16 protein-coding genes are annotated in these 18,006 nt (G+C 69.3%); 9 read left to right on the forward strand and 7 right to left on the reverse strand.

The window, feature by feature from the left end; genetic code table 11:
* Positions 1 to 22 precede the first annotated feature (22 nt).
* From gyrA to dnaA, 7 genes are all read right to left on the reverse strand, one after another.
* A complete protein-coding gene (gene gyrA / locus ACIQWX_RS05635) occupies positions 23 to 2,602 on the reverse strand; it encodes a DNA gyrase subunit A (protein WP_400866025.1) in 2,580 nt (859 codons plus the stop codon).
* Between the two features lie 42 nt (positions 2,603 to 2,644).
* Entirely contained in the window at positions 2,645 to 4,612 is a 1,968-nt protein-coding gene (gene gyrB, locus ACIQWX_RS05640; protein ID WP_400866028.1) for a DNA topoisomerase (ATP-hydrolyzing) subunit B, read from the reverse strand.
* A gap of 197 nt (positions 4,613 to 4,809) precedes the next feature.
* The gene (locus tag ACIQWX_RS05645; RefSeq protein WP_400866029.1) at positions 4,810 to 5,427 is read right to left on the reverse strand and encodes a DciA family protein; all 618 of its coding nucleotides are present in this window, start codon (positions 5,425 to 5,427) and stop codon (positions 4,810 to 4,812) included.
* Between the two features lie 130 nt (positions 5,428 to 5,557).
* Entirely contained in the window at positions 5,558 to 6,712 is a 1,155-nt protein-coding gene (gene recF, locus ACIQWX_RS05650) for a DNA replication/repair protein RecF (protein ID WP_400866031.1), read from the reverse strand.
* A 10-nt stretch (positions 6,713 to 6,722) separates the two neighbouring features.
* Positions 6,723 to 7,613 (reverse strand): phosphogluconate dehydrogenase (NAD(+)-dependent, decarboxylating), encoded by an 891-nt coding sequence (gene gnd / locus ACIQWX_RS05655; protein WP_400866032.1) that lies wholly within the window; start codon positions 7,611 to 7,613, stop codon positions 6,723 to 6,725.
* A 34-nt stretch (positions 7,614 to 7,647) separates the two neighbouring features.
* Positions 7,648 to 8,781 (reverse strand): DNA polymerase III subunit beta, encoded by a 1,134-nt coding sequence (dnaN, locus tag ACIQWX_RS05660; protein WP_400866033.1) that lies wholly within the window; start codon positions 8,779 to 8,781, stop codon positions 7,648 to 7,650.
* A gap of 832 nt (positions 8,782 to 9,613) precedes the next feature.
* On the reverse strand, positions 9,614 to 11,224 hold the full coding sequence (gene dnaA, locus ACIQWX_RS05665) for a chromosomal replication initiator protein DnaA (RefSeq protein WP_400866035.1): 1,611 nt from the start codon (positions 11,222 to 11,224) through the stop codon (positions 9,614 to 9,616).
* A 575-nt stretch (positions 11,225 to 11,799) separates the two neighbouring features.
* On the opposite strand from dnaA, the gene rpmH reads away from it, so the two are divergent.
* The 9 genes from rpmH to ACIQWX_RS05710 all read left to right on the forward strand — a co-directional run bounded on the left by rpmH (position 11,800) and on the right by ACIQWX_RS05710 (position 17,882).
* A complete protein-coding gene (gene rpmH / locus ACIQWX_RS05670; RefSeq protein ID WP_003082934.1) occupies positions 11,800 to 11,943 on the forward strand; it encodes a 50S ribosomal protein L34 in 144 nt (47 codons plus the stop codon).
* A gap of 21 nt (positions 11,944 to 11,964) precedes the next feature.
* Positions 11,965 to 12,399: a ribonuclease P protein component gene (gene rnpA / locus ACIQWX_RS05675; protein ID WP_400866038.1), complete on the forward strand. Its 435-nt coding sequence runs from the start codon at positions 11,965 to 11,967 to the stop codon at positions 12,397 to 12,399.
* A gap of 5 nt (positions 12,400 to 12,404) precedes the next feature.
* Positions 12,405 to 12,722: a membrane protein insertion efficiency factor YidD gene (gene yidD, locus ACIQWX_RS05680; RefSeq protein ID WP_400866041.1), complete on the forward strand. Its 318-nt coding sequence runs from the start codon at positions 12,405 to 12,407 to the stop codon at positions 12,720 to 12,722.
* Between the two features lie 5 nt (positions 12,723 to 12,727).
* Complete coding sequence (gene yidC / locus ACIQWX_RS05685) at positions 12,728 to 13,867, forward strand: membrane protein insertase YidC (protein ID WP_400866044.1); 1,140 nt, start codon at positions 12,728 to 12,730, stop codon at positions 13,865 to 13,867.
* Positions 13,868 to 13,894: 27 nt separating this feature from the next.
* On the forward strand, positions 13,895 to 14,455 hold the full coding sequence (locus ACIQWX_RS05690) for a protein jag (protein ID WP_400866047.1): 561 nt from the start codon (positions 13,895 to 13,897) through the stop codon (positions 14,453 to 14,455).
* A 62-nt stretch (positions 14,456 to 14,517) separates the two neighbouring features.
* Positions 14,518 to 15,054 (forward strand): DUF6886 family protein, encoded by a 537-nt coding sequence (locus ACIQWX_RS05695; RefSeq protein ID WP_400866050.1) that lies wholly within the window; start codon positions 14,518 to 14,520, stop codon positions 15,052 to 15,054.
* 145 nt (positions 15,055 to 15,199) lie between these two features.
* Complete coding sequence (gene rsmG, locus ACIQWX_RS05700; RefSeq protein ID WP_400866053.1) at positions 15,200 to 15,883, forward strand: 16S rRNA (guanine(527)-N(7))-methyltransferase RsmG; 684 nt, start codon at positions 15,200 to 15,202, stop codon at positions 15,881 to 15,883.
* Positions 15,884 to 15,960: 77 nt separating this feature from the next.
* Positions 15,961 to 16,887 carry a ParA family protein gene (locus tag ACIQWX_RS05705; RefSeq protein ID WP_400866056.1) on the forward strand — a complete coding sequence of 309 codons (927 nt, stop codon included), beginning with the start codon at positions 15,961 to 15,963 and terminating at the stop codon, positions 16,885 to 16,887.
* The gene (locus ACIQWX_RS05710) at positions 16,884 to 17,882 is read left to right on the forward strand and encodes a ParB/RepB/Spo0J family partition protein (protein ID WP_400866059.1); all 999 of its coding nucleotides are present in this window, start codon (positions 16,884 to 16,886) and stop codon (positions 17,880 to 17,882) included. Before ACIQWX_RS05705 ends, ACIQWX_RS05710 begins: the two co-directional genes overlap by 4 nt.
* The last annotated feature ends 124 nt before the right edge of the window (positions 17,883 to 18,006 follow it).

Here is an 18,006-nt window from a genome sequence, read left to right on the forward strand (position 1 = left end):
GGGCCGCCGTCGGAGAGCAAACTTACTGCTCCGGCGTGGCCGTCGTTTCCTCACCCGCGTCAGGTGCTTCCGGAGCCGGCGCGGCGGCCGGCGCGTCCTCGGGGGCGTCCTCTGGGGCGTCACCGTTGGCGACGTCCGAGGGCTCGTCCGCGTTGCGTGCGACGGCGAGAAGAGTGGTTCCTTCGCCGAGATTCATCAGCCGGACCCCCTTCGTCTGCCGTCCTGCCTTGCGGACGTCGCCCGCCGGCGTGCGGATCACGCCGCCGCTCGAGGTGATCGCGTACAGCTCGTCCTCGGCGTCGACGATGAGCGCACCCACCAGCCTGCCACGTTTGCGGTCGTGCTGGATGGTGAGCACGCCCTTGCCGCCGCGGCCCTGGACCGGGTAGTCCTCGATCGGCGTCCGCTTGGAGTACCCGCCGTCCGTCGCGACCAGCAGGAACTTGCCTTCCTTGACGACGCTGATGCCGAGCAGCTCGTCGCCGTCGTTGAAGCGCATGCCCATCACGCCGGACGTCGGGCGGCCCATCGGGCGCAGGGCCTCGTCGGTCGCGTGGAAGCGGATCGACTGGCCCTCGGCCGACACCAGCAGCAGGTCGTCCTCGGCGCCGGCCAGCACCGCGCCGACCAGCTCGTCGCCCTCGCGCAGGTTGATCGCGATCAGGCCGCCGGAGCGGTTCGAGTCGAAGTCGGTGAGCTTGGTCTTCTTGACCAGGCCGCGCTGGGTGGCGAGCACCAGGTACGGCGCGACCTCGTAGTTCTTGATCTCGATGACCTGGGCGATCTGCTCGTCCGGCTGGAACGCCATGAGGTTCGCCACGTGCTGGCCGCGGGCGTTCCGGTTGGCCTCGGGCAGCTCGTACGCCTTCGTCCGGTAGACGCGCCCCTTGTTCGTGAAGAACAGGATCCAGTCGTGCGTCGAGCAGACGAAGAAGTGCTGGACGATGTCGTCCTGCTTCAGCGTCGCGCCCTGCACGCCCTTGCCGCCGCGCTTCTGCGAGCGGTACAGGTCGGTTTTCGTCCGCTTGGCGTACCCCGTGCGGGTGATGGTGACGACGACGTCCTCGACCGCGATGAGCTCTTCGTCGGTGACGTCGCCGCTGAAGCCGATGATCTTCGTGCGCCGGTCGTCGCCGTACTTCTCGACGATCGCCATCAGCTCGTCGCGGATGATCGCGCGCTGGCGCTCGGGCTTCTCGAGGATGTCCTTGAGGTCGGCGATCTCCAGCTCGATCTCGGCCAGCTGGTCGATGATCCGCTGGCGCTCCAGGGCGGCGAGGCGCCGCAGCTGCATGTCGAGGATCGCGGTCGCCTGGATCTCGTCGACGTCCAGCAGTTCCATCAGGGCCGGCCGGGCTTCGTCCGCCGAGGGCGACCGCCGGATGAGGGCGATGACCTCGTCGAGCATGTCCAGCGCCTTGACGTACCCGCGCAGGATGTGGGCCCGCTCTTCGGCCTTCTTCAGGCGGAAGCGGGTCCGCCGGACGATGACCTCGACCTGGTGCTTCACGTAGTGCCGGATGATCTGGTCGAGGCGCAGCGTGCGCGGCACGCCGTCGACCAGGGCCAGCATGTTGACGCCGAAGTTCTGCTGCAGCTGGGTGTGCTTGAACAGGTTGTTCAGCACGACCTTCGCGACCGCGTCCCGCTTGATCGTGACGACGATCCGCATGCCGGAACGGCTGTTGGACTCGTCGGCGATGTCGGCGATGCCGGTGAGCTTGCCGTCGCGGACCAGGTTCGCGATGTTCTCGACGAGGTTGTCCGGGTTGACCTGGTACGGCAGCTCGGACACGACCAGGATCGTGCGGCCCTTAGCGTCCTCTTCGACCTCGACGACCGCGCGCATCCGGATCGAGCCGCGGCCGGTGCGGTAGGCGTCCTCGATGCCGGACGTGCCGAGGATCATCGCCTTGGTCGGGAAGTCCGGGCCCTTGATGCGGACCAGCAACGCGGCCAGCAGCTCGTCGTCGGTCGCCTCGGGGTTCTCCAGCGCCCAGACGACGCCGTCGGAGACCTCGCGCAGGTTGTGCGGCGGGATGTTCGTCGCCATCCCGACCGCGATCCCGGAACCGCCGTTGACCAGCAGGTTCGGGAACCGCGACGGCAGGACGTCGGGCTCCTGCGTGCGGCCGTCGTAGTTGTCGGAGAAGTCGACGGTGTCTTCTTCGATGTCGGCCAGCATCTGCATGGCCAGCGGCGCGAGCCGGGACTCCGTGTACCGCATGGCGGCCGCGGGGTCGTTGCCCGACGAGCCGAAGTTGCCCTGGCCGTCGATCAGCGGGTAGCGCAGCGACCACGGCTGGGCGAGCCGCACGAGCGCGTCGTAGATCGCCGAGTCGCCGTGCGGGTGGTAGTTGCCCATGACGTCGCCGACGACGCGGGAGCACTTGTTGTACCCGCGGTCCGGCCGGAAGCCGGAGTCGAACATCGAGTACAGGATGCGGCGGGCGACCGGTTTGAGGCCGTCCCGCACGTCCGGCAGCGCCCGCGACACGATCACGCTCATCGCGTAGTCGATGTACGAGCGCTGCATCTCCTGCTGGATGTCGACCGGTTCGATCCGGTCGTGGTCCGGAGCCGGCGGCAAGGTTTCCGTCATGGGTCCTTCTCGAGTGCGGGGTGTCGGACGGGAGGGGGACGCCTACACGTCCAGGAAGCGCACGTCCTTGGCGTTGCGCGTGATGAACGACCGGCGGGCCTCGACGTCCTCGCCCATCAGGACCGAGAACAGCTCGTCGGCCTGGGCGGCGTCGTCCATCGTGACCTGGCCCAGCAGCCGGTTCGCCGGGTCCATCGTGGTCTCCCACAGCTCTTCGGCGTTCATCTCGCCGAGACCCTTGTAGCGCTGGATCGCGTCGTCCTTCGGGAGCCGCTTGCCTGCCTCGACGCCCGCCTGGATGACGGCGTCGCGCTCGCGGTCGGAGTACGCGTACTCCGGTTCCGCCCGCGGCCACTTGATCTTGTACAGCGGCGGCCGCGACAGGAAGACGTGGCCGTGCTCGATCAGCGGCGCCATGAACCGGAACAGCAGCGTGAGCAGCAGCGTGGTGATGTGCTGGCCGTCGACGTCGGCGTCGGCCATCAGCACGATCTTGTGGTAGCGCAGCTTCTGGATGTCGAACTCGTCGTGGATGCCGGTGCCCAGCGCGGTGATCAGCGACTGGACCTCGGTGTTCTTGAGGACGCGGTCGATGCGGGCCTTCTCGACGTTGATGATCTTGCCGCGGATCGGCAGGATCGCCTGGTACATCGAGTCCCGGCCCTCCTTGGCCGAGCCGCCGGCCGAGTCACCCTCGACGATGTAGAGCTCGCACTCCGACGGGTTGGTCGAGCGGCAGTCCTTGAGCTTGCCGGGCAGGCCGCCGATCTCCAGCGCGCCCTTGCGGCGGACCAGGTCACGCGCCTTGCGCGCGGCCATCCGGGCCTGCGCCGAGGAGATCGACTTGTTGATGATCGTCTTCGCCTCGGTGGGGTTGCGCTCGAACCAGTCCGCCAGCCACTCGTTCGACGTCTGCTGCACGAACGTCTTGGCCTCGCTGTTGCCCAGCTTGGTCTTGGTCTGGCCCTCGAACTGCGGCTCGGCCAGCTTGATCGAGACGATCGCGGCGAGGCCCTCGCGCACGTCGTCACCGGTCAGGTTGGCGTCCTTCTCCTTGAGCAGCTTCTTGTCGCGCGCGTAGGAGTTGACGACGCGGGTCAGCGCGGCGCGGAAGCCCTCTTCGTGGGTGCCGCCCTCGTGCGTGTTGATCGTGTTGGCGAACGTGTAGACCGACGGCGTGAAGCCGGTGTTCCACTGCATCGCGACCTCGACCTCGAGGCCGGTGCCCTTCGCGTCGAAGGAGATCACGCTGGAGTGGATCGGGTCCTTGCTGCCGTTGATGTGCTTGACGAAGTCCTCGAGCCCGCCCGGGTAGCAGTAGGTCTTCTCCTTGACCCGCGCGACCTTGCCCTCGGCGTCGGCTTCGGTCTCCTCGTCGGCGACGCGCTCGTCGCGCAGGGACAGCGTCAGCCCCTTGTTGAGGAACGCCATCTCCTGCAGCCGGCGCGAGATGGTCTCGAAGTTGTACGTCGTGGTCTCGAAGATGTTCTTGTCGGCCCAGAAGGTGATCGTGGTGCCGGTCTCCGACGCCGGGCCGAGGTCCTCGAGCGGGCCGGGGACCTGGTCGGTGTACTCCTGGCGCCAGCTGCGGCCGCCGTACTTGACCTCGGCGAGCAGCTTCGTCGACAGCGCGTTCACCACGGAGACGCCGACGCCGTGCAGGCCGCCGGACACCGCGTAGGAGTCGCTGTCGAACTTGCCGCCCGCGTGGAGCACGGTCAGCACGACCTCGAGGGTCGGCTTCTGCTCCTTGGGGTGCATGTCGACGGGGATGCCGCGGCCGTCGTCGACGACGCGCACCCCACCGTCGGCGAGCAGGGTAACCTCGACCTTGGTGGCGTAGCCGGCCATCGCCTCGTCGACGGAGTTGTCCACGACCTCCTGGACGAGGTGGTGCAGGCCGCGTTCACCGGTGGAACCGATGTACATGCCAGGGCGCTTGCGGACCGCTTCGAGGCCTTCGAGCACCGTGATCGACGACGCGTTGTACTCGCTCTTGTTCTCGGTCACCGGCGTTGTTTCTCCTCGTCTCGCCCGAGCGGACGCTCGCTCCCTCCCAGTGTACTTGGCCGCGTCCGCTGGCATGCGGCAAGGACACCCCTGAGCGCGTCACAGACGGACGAAATCGGTCCGAGCCGAGTCTTGACGTATTTCGGGAGGTCTGGATGCGTTCTCGGGGCATTCAACCGAGCATCGCGCAACCCGGGTCAGCCGTACGTGTCACGCGGACCGCGACCCGGCACGTGCCGGGGCCCTTTCCGCCAGCTCGGAGCGGTCGGACCCTGGATCCGCATGCGCTTGACGACGCCGTTCCCGACCCCCGCCGCGATCTTGTGCAGCAGCTTCCCCTGCAGCAACCGCAGCTGCGTGGCCCACGCCGTGGAGCTGGCGCGGACGGTCAGCTCGCCGTCCTTCAGCGCGACCGGCTGGGCGTGTTCGGCGACGTCTTCGCCGACCAGCCGCGCCCACTGCGCGAAGACGCGGGCGGTCGTGACGCTCTCGTTCCAGCCGCGGTCGGTGACCAGCCGCGAGACGAGCCGGCCGAGCGGCTGCGGGTCACGCGGGTCCGCACCCGGGCCCGACCAGCGGCGGCGCCGGGGGTTCTGCCCCCCGCCACCGCCGACCGTGCGGCGCCGGTACCCCGGCGACGTCCCGCGTTCCTTGGCCTTGGCCTTCGCCGCTTCGAGCGCGGCGTGGGCGAGGTCCCGGCCGGACTGCCCGTTCGGAGCAGTGCCGCTTTCACTCTGCGTGTCCGAAGGGGCCGACCCACGTGGGTTAACCCCCGTGCGGGGGGCGTCAAGCGGCTGTTTCGGGGATTTGGTCACGCGGGGCGATAACTCGGGCACGGGTTTATCCACACTGTCCACAGGTTTGTCCCCAGATCGGTGGGTAACTGGTGTGTCGGCGGTCACCCGGGGTGTGCGAGTCGATCTTGCCGACCCCGGTCCGCCCTGCTCAGCCACGCGTGATCTCACCATCCGCCACCACGAACCGGCCGCCGGCCAGCTCCCCGGGCACGTCTTCGTCGACCGCGGCGGTCACCAGCACCTGTTCGGCGCTCGCGGCCACCTCGGCCAGCCGGGCCCGGCGCTTGCGGTCCAGCTCGGCGAACACGTCGTCGAGCAGCAGCACCGGCTCGCCCGCCTCCCCGCGCAGCAGCTCGTAGCTGCCGAGCCGGAGGGCCAGCGCGAACGACCACGACTCGCCGTGGCTCGCGTACCCCTTGGCCGGCGCCTCGCCCAGGATCAGCTCCAGCTCGTCCCGGTGCGGGCCGACCAGGCTGATCCCGCGCTCGAGCTCGGCCTTTCGAGCCTCACCGAGCGCCTTGAGTAGGACGTCCTTCAGGACTTCGGGTTGCGCCCGCTCACCATCCGGTACGCCGTACGTTTCCGGCAGCGCGTCCCCCAGCGAAGACTTGTACGAGATCTTCGCCGGCCGCGAGTCCGGCGCGACCCCCATGTACGCCGCGGCCGCGTGCGGACCGAGGTCCGCGACGAGGTTCAGGCGCGCGGCCAGCAGCTCCGCGCCCGCCACCGAGAGGTGGTCGTCCCAGACTTCCAGCGTCGAAAGCGCGTACGGGTCTTCGCGGCCTGTACGCCGTTTCCCCGCCGTCTTGAGCAGGGCGTTGCGCTGCTTCAGCACCTTCTCGTAGTCGGCCCGGACCCCCGCGTACCGCGGCGCGCGCAGCACGAGGAGCTCGTCGAGGAACCGTCTTCGCTCGCTCGGGTCGCCCCGGACGAGCGCGAGGTCCTCCGGCGAGAACAGCACCGTGCGCAGGATCCCGAGCACGTCCCGCGGCTTGCCGACCGCGCCGCGGTTGACCCGGGCGCGGTTCGCGCGGCCGGCCGTGATCTCGAGCTCGACGGTCAGCTCGCGGTCGTCGTTGACCACCGCGACCCGCACCAGCGCGCGCTCGCAGCCGTGCCGGATCAGCGGCGCGTCCGTCGCGACGCGGTGCGAGCCCAGCGTCGCGACGTACCCGATCGCCTCCAGCAGGTTGGTCTTGCCGCGACCGTTCTGGCCGACCAGCACGGTCGGCCCCGGGTCGAGCGCGAGATCGGCCTGCGGCCAGGAGCGGAAGTCGGTGACCTGCAGGTGACGCAGATACACCAGCTGCTCCTTACCCGCCGACCTTCTTCACGGCGTGCCCGCCGAACTGGTTGCGCAGCGCGGCCACCGCGCGCATCGCGGCCGAGTGCTCCTGGCGCGAGGCGAACCGGGCGAACAGCGCGGCCGAGATGACCGGCGCCGGCACCGCGTTGTTGATCGCCTCTTCCAGCGTCCAGCGGCCCTCGCCGGAGTCCTCGACGTAGCCCTCGAGGTCGTCCAGCTCCGGGTCCTCGTCGAGCGCGCGCACGAGCAGGTCGAGCAGCCAGGACCGGACGACCGTGCCGCGCTGCCAGCCCTTGATCACCGCGGGCACGTCCTTGACGACCTTCGCGGCCTCGAGCAGCTCGAAGCCCTCGGCGAAGGCCTGCATCATGCCGTACTCGATGCCGTTGTGGATCATCTTCGCGTAGTGGCCCGCGCCGACGTCGCCGGCGTGCGAGAAGCCTTCTTCGCGCGGGCCTTCCGGGCGCAGCGCGTCGAAGATCGGCATCGCCTTTTCGACGTCGGCGGCCGCGCCGCCGACCATCAGGCCGTAGCCGTTCTCCTTGCCCCACACGCCACCGGACACGCCGCAGTCGACGTAGCCGATCTCCTTGGCCGCAAGCAGGTCGGCGTTCAGCTTGTCGTCGGTGTACTTCGAGTTGCCGCCGTCGATCACCATGTCGCCTGCGGAGAGCAGGTTGCCCAGCTCGGTGACGGTCTGCCGGGTCGGCTCGCCGGCCGGGACCATGATCCAGACGATCCGCGGGCCGTCCAGTTTGGACACCAGGTCTTCGAGCGACGTCGTGTCGCTGACGTCCGGGTTGCGGTCGTAGCCCACCACCTCGTGACCGGCCGCGCGCAGCCGCTCACGCATGTTGAAGCCCATCTTGCCCAGGCCGATCAGACCGAGCTGAACCATCGAGATCCCCTTACGTGCTAAGGAAGTGTGCGGGTCAGCCCGGCAGGCGGACCGGCATCAGGAGGTAGAGGTAGCCGGGGACGACGTTGCCCTCGGGGTCGGCGGGCTTGATCAACGCCGGCCGGTTCGGCGTGGTGAACGTCAGCTCCGCGCGGTCGCTGTGGAGCGCGCCGAGGCCGTCGACGAGGTAACCCGGGTTGAACGCGATGGTCACCGGCTCACCATCGTAGGAGACCTGAAGCTCCTCTTCGGCGCTTCCTTCGTCGTCCCCGCCCGCGGACAACCGCAGCGTGTTGTCCCCGAACTCCAGTCGTACCTGAGTCCCCCGCTCTGCCACCAGCGAAACGCGCTTGATGGACTCGGTGAGAGCGGACACGTCGATGACCGCGCGTGAGGTGTGCGACGCCGGCAGCAGCTGGCGGTACGGCGGGAACTCCGCGTCGAGCAGGCGGGTGGTCGTGTAGCGCCCGGAGCCGGACAGGCCGAGCAGGCCCTCGCCGCTGGCGAGCGCGAGGCGGATCGTGGCGCCGCTCGCGCCGAGCGTCTTGGCGGCCTCGGCGAGGGTGCGCGCCGGGACGAGCACCGCGGCGTCGGCCAGGCCCTCGGCCGGCTGCCAGGTGAACTCGCGCATGGCGAGCCGGAACCGGTCGGTCGCGACGAGGGTCAGCGAGCTGCCGGAGATCTCGAGCCGCATGCCGGTGAGCATCGGCAGCGTGTCGTCCTTGCCCGCGGCGACGACGACCTGGGTGACGGCCTGGCCGAACGCGTCGCCCGCGAGCTCGCCCGCGAAGGCGGGCTGGGACGGCAGCTGCGGGTAGTCCTCGACCGGCATGGTCGGCAGGGAGAACCGCGCGGTGCCGCACGTGATGGTGGCGCGCGCGCCGTCGACGGAGATCTCGACCGGCTGCGCGGGCAGCGCCTTGGTGATGTCGGCGAGGAGGCGCCCGGAGACCAGCAGGCGGCCGCCGTCGGCGATCGTCGCCGGGACGCCGACCGTGGCGGAGACCTCGTAGTCGAAGCCCGAGACGGTCAGGGCGTCGGAGTCGCCGTCCGAACCGGCGTCGAGCAGGACACCGCCGAGAACCGGCACGGGAGGCCGGGAGGGGAGGCTTCTGGCCACCCACGCGACGGCGTCGGCGAGCCCGTCACGCTCGACGCGGATCTTCATGCGCGCATCCTTTCGACGACCGAGCGCTCGTGGCTCGGGCCAGGCCTCGTTCTCGCGGGGCAGTGACCGGCTGCCCCCTCCGGCCGGTCCGCCCTCCCGCGTGAGCGGCGGAGCGCGGACCAGGTGCAGGCGTCCACGTTAGGCCGTCGCGGGCCCCGCCGTCACCTCGGCCTCCCCTTGAGTTTGTCGACTTGCCGACACGTTCTCGCGGCTGTCCCCAGATTCGCTCCTCGCCTGTTTTTATCTTTTCTCTCTTAGAAGAGATCTAAAAGGCAGTAGCAGTAGTAAGCGTTGTGGATTGTGTGGATCGAGGTCGTTCGCGCAGGTCGGAGCGGTCGCGGGCATGTGGGTAACCGTGGTGGTGGATCTGTGGGCAACTCGGGCCATCCGTGGATGGTTTCGGGCATCCACGGATTCGTCCACAGATCGGCCGGGTTGTCCCCATGGTTGTCCCCAGGTTCGGGACTGTTCCTGGGGGTGGACGGCAGGGCCCGAATCGCCCTACCGAGTGACCGCGCCCTCCTGTGCACAGTATGTGGGCAACCTGTGGAATCAGCGTGGACAAGGGTGTGGATTCCCTGTGGATCACCTGTGGGCGGGGTGTGGACGGAATCCGGGTCGGCGCTGATCAGAGACCCGTTGGCACTGTGGGCAAACTGCCCACACCATGGGGAAAAGTTCTTGTGTACAAACAATTTTCGCGACTTTGCGAAGCGTCGCGTACGCGGCTTCGCTGCTACGCGTGCTTCGCTCGCTTAGGACAGTCCAAAGACGACAAAGGGGCGTCCACAGTGCGTGGACGCCCCGAAGTCGTTGGGAGGTAAGGGATGTGCTACTGGCGGGCGCGCTGCTTGATGCGCGACGTCAGCTCCTGCACCTGGTCGTAGATGCGCCGGCGCTCGGCCATCTCCTTGCGGATCTTCTTGTCCGCGTGCATGACGGTCGTGTGGTCGCGGCCGCCGAACGTCTGCCCGATCTTCGGCAGCGACATGTCGGTCAGCTCGCGGCAGAGGTACATCGCGATCTGGCGGGCCGTGGCGAGCGCCTTCGTCTTGCCGGGGCCGCACAGGTCGTCGAGCGTCACGTCGAAGAACTCGGACGTGACGCCCATGATGGTCGGCGCGGTGATCTCCGGCGCGTGCGAGTCCGGGATGAGGTCGCGGAGCACGATTTCGGCGAGCGCGCTGTCGACCGGCTGCTGGTTCAGCGACGCGAAGGCCGTGACGCGGATGAGCGCGCCTTCGAGCTCCCGGATGTTCGCCTCGACGCGCGAGGCGATGAACTCGAGGACCTCGCCCGGCACCGCCAGCCTGTCCTGCGCGGCCTTCTTCCGGAGGATCGCGATGCGCGTCTCCAGTTCGGGCGGCTGGATGTCGGTGATCAGGCCCCACTCGAACCGCGTCCGCAGCCGGTCTTCCAGCGTCTCGAGGCGCTTGGGTGGGCGGTCGGAGCTGACGACGATCTGCTTGTTCGCGTTGTGGAGGGTGTTGAAGGTGTGGAAGAACTCTTCCTGCGTACCTTCTTTGCCTTCCAGGAACTGGATGTCGTCGACGAGCAGGATGTCGATGTCGCGGTAGCGCCGCTGGAACGCGACCTTGCGGTCGTCGCGCAGCGAGTTGATGAAGTCGTTCGTGAACTCTTCGGTCGAGACGTACCGGACGCGCATACCGGGGAAGAGCCGTTGCGCGTAGTGGCCGACCGCGTGCAGCAGGTGCGTCTTGCCGAGCCCGGACTCGCCCCAGATGAAGAGCGGGTTGTACGCGCGGGCCGGCGCTTCGGCGACGGCGACCGCGGCCGCGTGCGCGAAGCGGTTGGACGCGCCGATGACGAACGTGTCGAAGGTGTACTTCTCGTTCAGCTTCGTCTTCGACGTCTGCGGCTGCGCCGGCGCGGTGTAGGGCTGGCCGGCGATCGGCTGGCCGGAGAACGTCGGCCAGATCTCGTGGACGGCGGCGAGCGCCTCGCCTTCTTCGTCCACCTCTTCATCGGTGTCGTCGCCGTCGTCGGCCTTCGCCGCTGCGGAGGGGTGCGGCGGCATCGGCGGCGCGGGTTCCGGACGCGGCGGCGGCATCATCGAGGCGCTGTTGCCCGGCAGCGCGGGAGCGGGCTCGGGGCTCGCGCCGTTTTCCACCCGGCCGGGTGACGGGACGTACCGGGGCGCGGGCGAGGGCGCGACGGTCTCGGTGCTGTCCACCTTCACCGCGAGCGAGATGGCGCGGCCGAGCCGCCGGGAGAGCGCGTCGGTGATCGCGCCGCGCAGGCCGCGTTCGATCGCTTCCTTCGCGAAGTCGCTGGGGGCCGCCAGCAGGGCGGTGCCGTCGAGCAGGCCGATCGGGCGGGTCACGCGCATCCACGCGCGCTGCTGGGGGGACAGGGTCCCGTCGGACAGTTCGCGTACCACCTGTTCCCAGATGACGCCCAGATTGTGCTGGTGCTCCGACACCTGTTCGGCTCCCCTCCCCTCGTCGGCGTGGACGGCCGACGCCCCTGGTCACGCGGTCCGGCGCCCCTCGCGGACCGGCGTGTGCATCGGCACAGCGAATATCCACATAGTTGTCCACAGCTGTGCACTAATGTACGGCGACCCGCGGCGACGCCACCTGCGGGCTCGTCGTACGCCGGTGGGCACTCCACCACCCGGATACTCGTGCACCTCGACCGGTGACCCGAGAGAGGCACGCTAACAAGCCCCGCCCGCTGCCACAAGGCATCCTGGGCGGCAAGCATTTCACGGTGTACGGCGTGTTGCCATTCGGTGCCCCGGCGTTGACGATCTCGCCTTCGGGAGCCGGTCGCGGACCGTGGCCGAGGGGGTGCTTACCGGCCGCCCGACGGGGGTGCGTACCCTCGTAAGGTCTCCCGTATGCGACGGGTGCTATTCGCGTGCCCACGTTGTCGTCGCTCGTCGTGACGAGGCCACACGTTGGTAGGAGACACCAGAGACTGCCGTGCGCCCGCACGACACGCCAGGCGGAGGGAAACCTTTCCTCCCGTCCGACGCGACACACAGGAGAAGCAGTGAGCAAGGGTAAGCGCACCTTCCAGCCGAACAACCGCCGCCGCGCGAAGACGCACGGCTTCCGCCTGCGCATGCGGACGCGTGCCGGCCGGGCCATCCTGGCGGGCCGCCGTCGCAAGGGCCGCGCCGCGCTGTCCGCCTGATCCGGTACGTCGGGGCGCGCCGTGCTGCCGGCTGCCGCACGTTTGCGGCGGAGTGAGGATTTCCGCGTGGTTCTCCGTCGCGGGTCCCGGGCAGGCAAGCGCCGCCTCGTCGTCCACGCGCTGACCACGGACCCGTCCGGGGCCGCCGACCCACCGTCGGCGGCCAGGGCGGGTTTTGTGGTGAGCAAGGCCGTCGGCAACTCGGTGGTCCGCCACCGCGTCACCCGGCGGCTGCGTCACCTCGTTTCGGCGCGGCTCGGAACCCTGCCGCCCGGCAGTGCGTTGGTCGTTAGGGCATTGCCGCCGTCCGCGACCGCGTCCAGCGCCGAGCTCGGAGCCGATCTCGACGCCGCGCTGCGTCGGCTGGGTCTTTCACCGTCGCGTCGTCCGGCCGGGGATGTCCCCCGCCCGGCGCGTCCCGCCGACGCGGCCCCCGACCACGGATCAGCGGTGTGACCGGCATGCGAGCCACCCCCGAGCACGACCACGACGTGGAGACCCCGCCCGCGCGGCCCGGTCCCGTCGCCTGGGTCCTGTTGCTCCCCATCAAGCTCTACCGCAAGGCGATCTCGCCCTTCCTCCCGCCGGCCTGCCGGTTCTACCCGAGCTGCAGCGCGTACGCGGTCGAAGCCCTCACCCGGCACGGCGCCGGCCGCGGCTCCTACCTCGCGGTGCGCCGGCTGTTGCGCTGCGGCCCGTGGACACCGCCCGGCCGCGACCCCGTGCCCGAGGAGTTCTCGTGGCGCCACCGACGACCTGATACACCGATCGAGGAGTAGCAGCAGTGCTCGATTTCATCTACTACCCCGTGTCCTTCATCCTCTGGTGTTGGCACAAGGTCTTCGGGTTCGTCTTCGGGGAAGCCGCGGCGATCTCCTGGATCCTCGGCATCATCTTCCTGACGTTCACGGTCCGCGGCATCATGTTCAAGCCGTTCGTGAACCAGGTCCGGTCGATGAAGAAGATGCAGGACTTCGCGCCGGAGATGAAGAAGCTCCAGAAGAAGTACGCGAACGACCGGCAGCGCCAGGCGCAGGAGATGCAGAAGCTCCAGCGCGAGCACGGCGTGAACCCGCTCGGCAGCTGCCTGCCGATGCTGCTCCAGATCCCGGTCTTCATCGGCCTGAACCACGTCCTGCGCGCGTTCACGATGCCGCCGCCCGGTGGCGGCCCCAAGACCGAGAACTACTTCTTCACCCAGCACGACGTCGAGTCCTACGTCAACGCGAAGCTGTTCGGCGTCAACCTCGGTGAGGCCGTCTACAACGGCGTCGGGGTCGTCAGCGGTGGCGCGACGAACGTCGGCTTCCACTGGAACGTGCTCCCGGTCGCGCTGCCCCTGATGATCGTCGCGTCCATCGCCACGCACCTCACCGCGCGCCACTCGGTGGCCCGGCAGAACGCCGCGTCGGCCACCCCGCAGACCGCGATCATGAACAAGCTGACGATGTACATCTTCCCGCTCGGTGTGCTCGTCTTCGGTGCGCTGTTCCCGCTCGGCCTCCTCTTCTACTGGCTGGCGAACAACGGCTGGACCCTGATGCAGCAGCGCCTCGTCTACACGAAGATCGACAAGGAAGAGGCGGCCCGCAAGGCGGAGGCCGCGGAGAAGCGCGCGTCGCTCGGCCCGAAGCCGGGGCAGAAGCCGACCGCGCCGAAGGTCGGCCAGAAGCCGGTTCAGCAGAAGAAGAACCAGCCCACCCAGGGCGGCTCGCAGAAGAAGGTCACGAAGGCGGGCTCGGCCCACGGCTTCGCGCAGACCACTGCCGCCGCTTCGGCCGCCTCCGCCGCCTCTGCCGCCTCCGCGGACGGCGACCAGACCCCGGCCGACACGAACGGCCAGAACGGCTCGAAGGACAACGGCACCGGGGTGCCGGGCCTTCTCAAAGACTCGACCAGGAAGTCGGGCCGGAAGCGCCGCTGAGGCGCGACCGGTTCGGAGAGGAGACGAATGATGTCGGAGACGATCGACACGATCGAAGCCGATAAGGACGACGTGACCCCGGAGACGGCCGAAGGCGAAGCGGGTGAGCAGAAGGCGGCAGGCGACGACATCCTCGTCCAGGAGGGCGACATCGCCGGCGACTACCTCGAGCGCCTGCTCGACCTGCTCGACTACGACGGTGACATCGACCTCGACGTGGAAGCCGGCCGCGCGATCGTCAGCATCGACGGCGGCGAGGACCTCGAGAAGCTCGTCGGCCCGCGCGGCACGGTGCTCGAGGCGCTGCAGGAGCTGACCCGCCTGGCGGTCCAGCAGGAGACGGGCTCCCGCAGCCGCCTGATGCTGGACATCGCGGGCTGGCGCGCGGACCGCCGCGAGGAGCTGCGCGAGCTCGGCCGCTCGACGGCGGAGTCGGTCCTGCAGAGCGGCGAGCGGGTGCGGTTGCAGCCGATGAGCCCGTTCGAGCGCAAGGTCGTGCACGACGCGGTGGCGGCGGTCTCCGGCGTCACGAGCGAGAGCGAGGGCGAGGACCCGAAGCGCCGCGTGGTGATCTTCCCGGAGTCCTGAGACCCGGTTCCGCCGAAGCGGCCCCACTTGACTCGGTCAGGTGGGGCCGCTTCTTTTGTGGCATGCGCCCGGCACCCGGTGAGGTCGTCCACTTCTCGGAGGACCCGACGATCACCCGCTTCGAGCCGCACGTCGCCGCGACGGCTCAGCAGCCGGAGGCATACGTGTGGGCGGTCGGCGCGGAGCGGGCGCCGGACTACTGGTTCCCCCGCCAGTGCCCGCGCGCGATGGCGTGGGTGGTGCCGTCGACGACACCGGCGGACCGGACGTGGCTCGGCTCGGATCGTGTGCACGCGATCGAGTACGAGTGGCTGGCGGCGATGCGGACGGTCCGGTTGTACGCGTACCGGTTCGCCGCGTCGGCGTTCGAGTCGTTCGGCGAGCACGCGCACGCGATGGTGGCGGTGACGCCGGTGGTCCCCCTCGGCCCGCCGGAGCCGGTCGGTGATCTGCTGGCGCTGCACGCGTCGGCGGGGATCGAGCTGCGGGTGATGCGGAACCTGTGGCAGTTCGTGGACGCCGCCGCGGGGAGCTCGCTCGGCTTCAGCGGGATCCGGCTGCGGAACGCGGCGCCGCGTTCAGACGAATTACAAGCTTGATGTTTCACGTGGAACCGCCCCCTCGACGCGGCTGGCCGAGTGGAGTTCTGCACATCTGCGGACTGTCGGCTCGTTTTCGGCTCGGCATCGGGGACAATCGACGGAGCACGTTTCACGTGAAACGCGCGGACGAGGAGTAGACGGAGTGAGCTTGGATCAGGCCGCGGCGACGGTGCGGGCCGCGGCGGAGCGGGTGTTCGGTTCGCGGGTGGACCAAGCGGCTGGGTACGTCGAACTCCTCGAGCGGCACGGCGTGGAGCGTGGGCTGATCGGGCCGCGAGAGGTCGAGCGGCTGTGGGAACGGCACGTGCTCAACTCGGCCGTCATCGGTGAGCAGATGCCCGAGGGTGCCCGCGTCGTCGATGTCGGGTCGGGTGCCGGGCTTCCGGGAGTACCGCTCGCGATCGCGCGACCGGACCTCGATATCGTCTTGCTCGAACCGATGGCCCGCCGGGTGGACTGGCTGGCCGAGGTGGCCGAGAAGCTGGAACTCCCGATCACCGTCGTCCGTGGACGCGCGGAGGAGCGGCCTGTGCGTGAGCAGCTCGGTGGCGCGGACATCGTCACCGCTCGCGCGGTTGCCCCGCTCGCCAAGCTCGCGGACTGGTGCTTGCCGCTCGTTCGCTCCGATGGCTTCCTGGTCGCTCTCAAGGGCGCCAGCGCGGCGGACGAGATCGAGCGGGACGGCGCCGCCATCCGCAAGGCCGGCGGGGCCGACCCACTGATCGTCGAATGCGGTGCCGCAGTACTAGAGGTCCCCAGCACGGTCGTGAAGATCCGCCGCCTCCCAGCCGCAAGCAAGCCGAAGGCGCGGAGCAAGAAGCGTTAACGGGCCGCGATGTTCCACGTGAAACGACGCGACTCGACCACCGACCAGACGTCTAGATGGAGGAGGTGTCGAGACCGGTGAATCCCCCGCCGTCCGACTCCACGGAGACCACCCCCGACGTGGGCTGGACCCCGATCGCCGAAGAAGCCGCCCGCGCCGCGCGTCTGCTGCACCCGAAGGAGGGGGAACTCCCCCGCCCCGGGCGCCGCCGCGTGATGACCGTGGCCAACCAGAAGGGCGGCGTCGGCAAGACCACGAGCACGGTCAACCTCGCCGCCGCGCTCGCCGTCCACGGGCTCAAGACGCTCGTCGTCGACCTCGACCCCCAGGGCAACGCGAGCACCGCGCTCGACGTCGACCACCGGTCCGGGACGCCCTCGATCTACGAGGTGCTCATCGGCGAGGTGACGCTGGCGGACGCCGCGCAGCCCACCGAGCAGTCCCCCAACCTCTTCTGCGTCCCCGCGACGATCGACCTCGCCGGCGCCGAGATCGAGCTCGTCTCGATGGCGTCCCGCGAGTCCCGGCTCAAGGAGGCCATCTCCTCGGAAATCCTCGACGAGATCGGCGTCGACTACGTCTTCATCGACTGCCCGCCCTCGCTCGGCCTGCTGACGGTCAACGCGATGGTCGCCGCGCAGGAGGTGCTCATCCCGATCCAGTGCGAGTACTACGCGCTCGAAGGGCTCGGGCAGCTGCTGAGCAACATCGAGCTCGTGCAGCAGCACCTCAACCGCGAGCTGCACGTCTCGACGATCCTCCTCACCATGTACGACGGCCGGACCAAGCTGGCCGACCAGGTGACGAACGAGGTGCGCAACCACTTCGGCGACACGGTCCTCAAGACCGTCATCCCGCGCAGCGTCAAGGTCTCGGAGGCGCCCGGGTACGGCCAGACCGTCCTCGCTTACGATCCTGGTTCGCGCGGTGCGATGAGCTACGTCGACGCGGCCAAGGAGATCGCCGAGCGCGGCGCACAGCTGGAGAAGGGTAGTTCGACATGACCGAGCGCCGAGGAGGGCTGGGGCGCGGCCTCGCCGCCCTGATCCCGACCGGGCCCGCCCCCGGCGGACCGCTGCCCGCGGCCGGAGACCCGGCCGCGGACAAGAAGGCGGCCGAGGACAAGGGCTGGTTCGCGGCCAACGGTCAGGCGAAGACGCACGGCGGCGAGGTCGCCGGCGCCGTCTACCGCGAGATCCCGGTCAGCTCGATCAAGCCGAACCCGAAGCAGCCGCGTCAGGTCTTCGACGAGGACGCGCTCGCCGAGCTCGAACACTCGATCCGCGAGTTCGGGCTCATGCAGCCCATCGTCGTCCGCGAGCTCGGGGACGACGAGTACGAGCTCGTCATGGGCGAGCGCCGGCTGCGCGCGTCGCAGCAGGCGGAGCTCGAAGCGATCCCGGCGATCGTCCGGCAGACCGCCGACGAGTCGATGCTGCGCGACGCGCTCCTGGAGAACATCCACCGCGTCCAGCTGAACCCGCTCGAAGAGGCGGCGGCGTACCAGCAGCTGCTCGACGAGTTCGCGGTCACGCACGAGGAGCTGGCGAGCCGGATCGGCCGCAGCCGGCCGGTCATCACCAACACGATCCGGCTCCTGAAGCTCCCCCTGCCGGTGCAGCGCCGGGTGGCCGCGGGCGTCCTGTCCGCCGGCCACGCCCGCGCGCTGCTCTCGCTGGAGGACGCCGACAGCCAGGAAGAGCTCGCCGCCCGCATCATCGCGGAAGGCATGTCGGTCCGGGCGACCGAGGAAGCCGTCACGCTCAAGAAGAGCGAGAAGCCGGCCAAGCCGAAGCCCGCACCGCGCAAGCCGATCCAGGCGCCGGGACTGCAGGAGCTCGCGAACCGGCTTTCGGACCGGTTCGACACCCGGGTGAAGGTCGACCTCGGCCGCCGCAAGGGCCGGATCACGCTCGAGTTCGGCTCGGTCGACGACCTCGAGCGGATCGTCGCGATCATCGATGCGAACGGGACGAATCAGACACCGAAAACCGATTAGGGATCACCCCGGGGTGTTTCGTCACGGTGATGATTGCTCGACGCAGTCGCGGTAACCACACCGGGTGATGATCAACCGCGACACGAAAAAGGCCGCCACGGACGTTCCGAGGCGGCCTTTCGCG

Origin of the sequence: Amycolatopsis sp. NPDC098790 (assembly GCF_044759945.1) — a bacterium.
In the GTDB taxonomy this organism is placed as follows: Bacteria; Actinomycetota; Actinomycetes; order Mycobacteriales; family Pseudonocardiaceae; genus Amycolatopsis.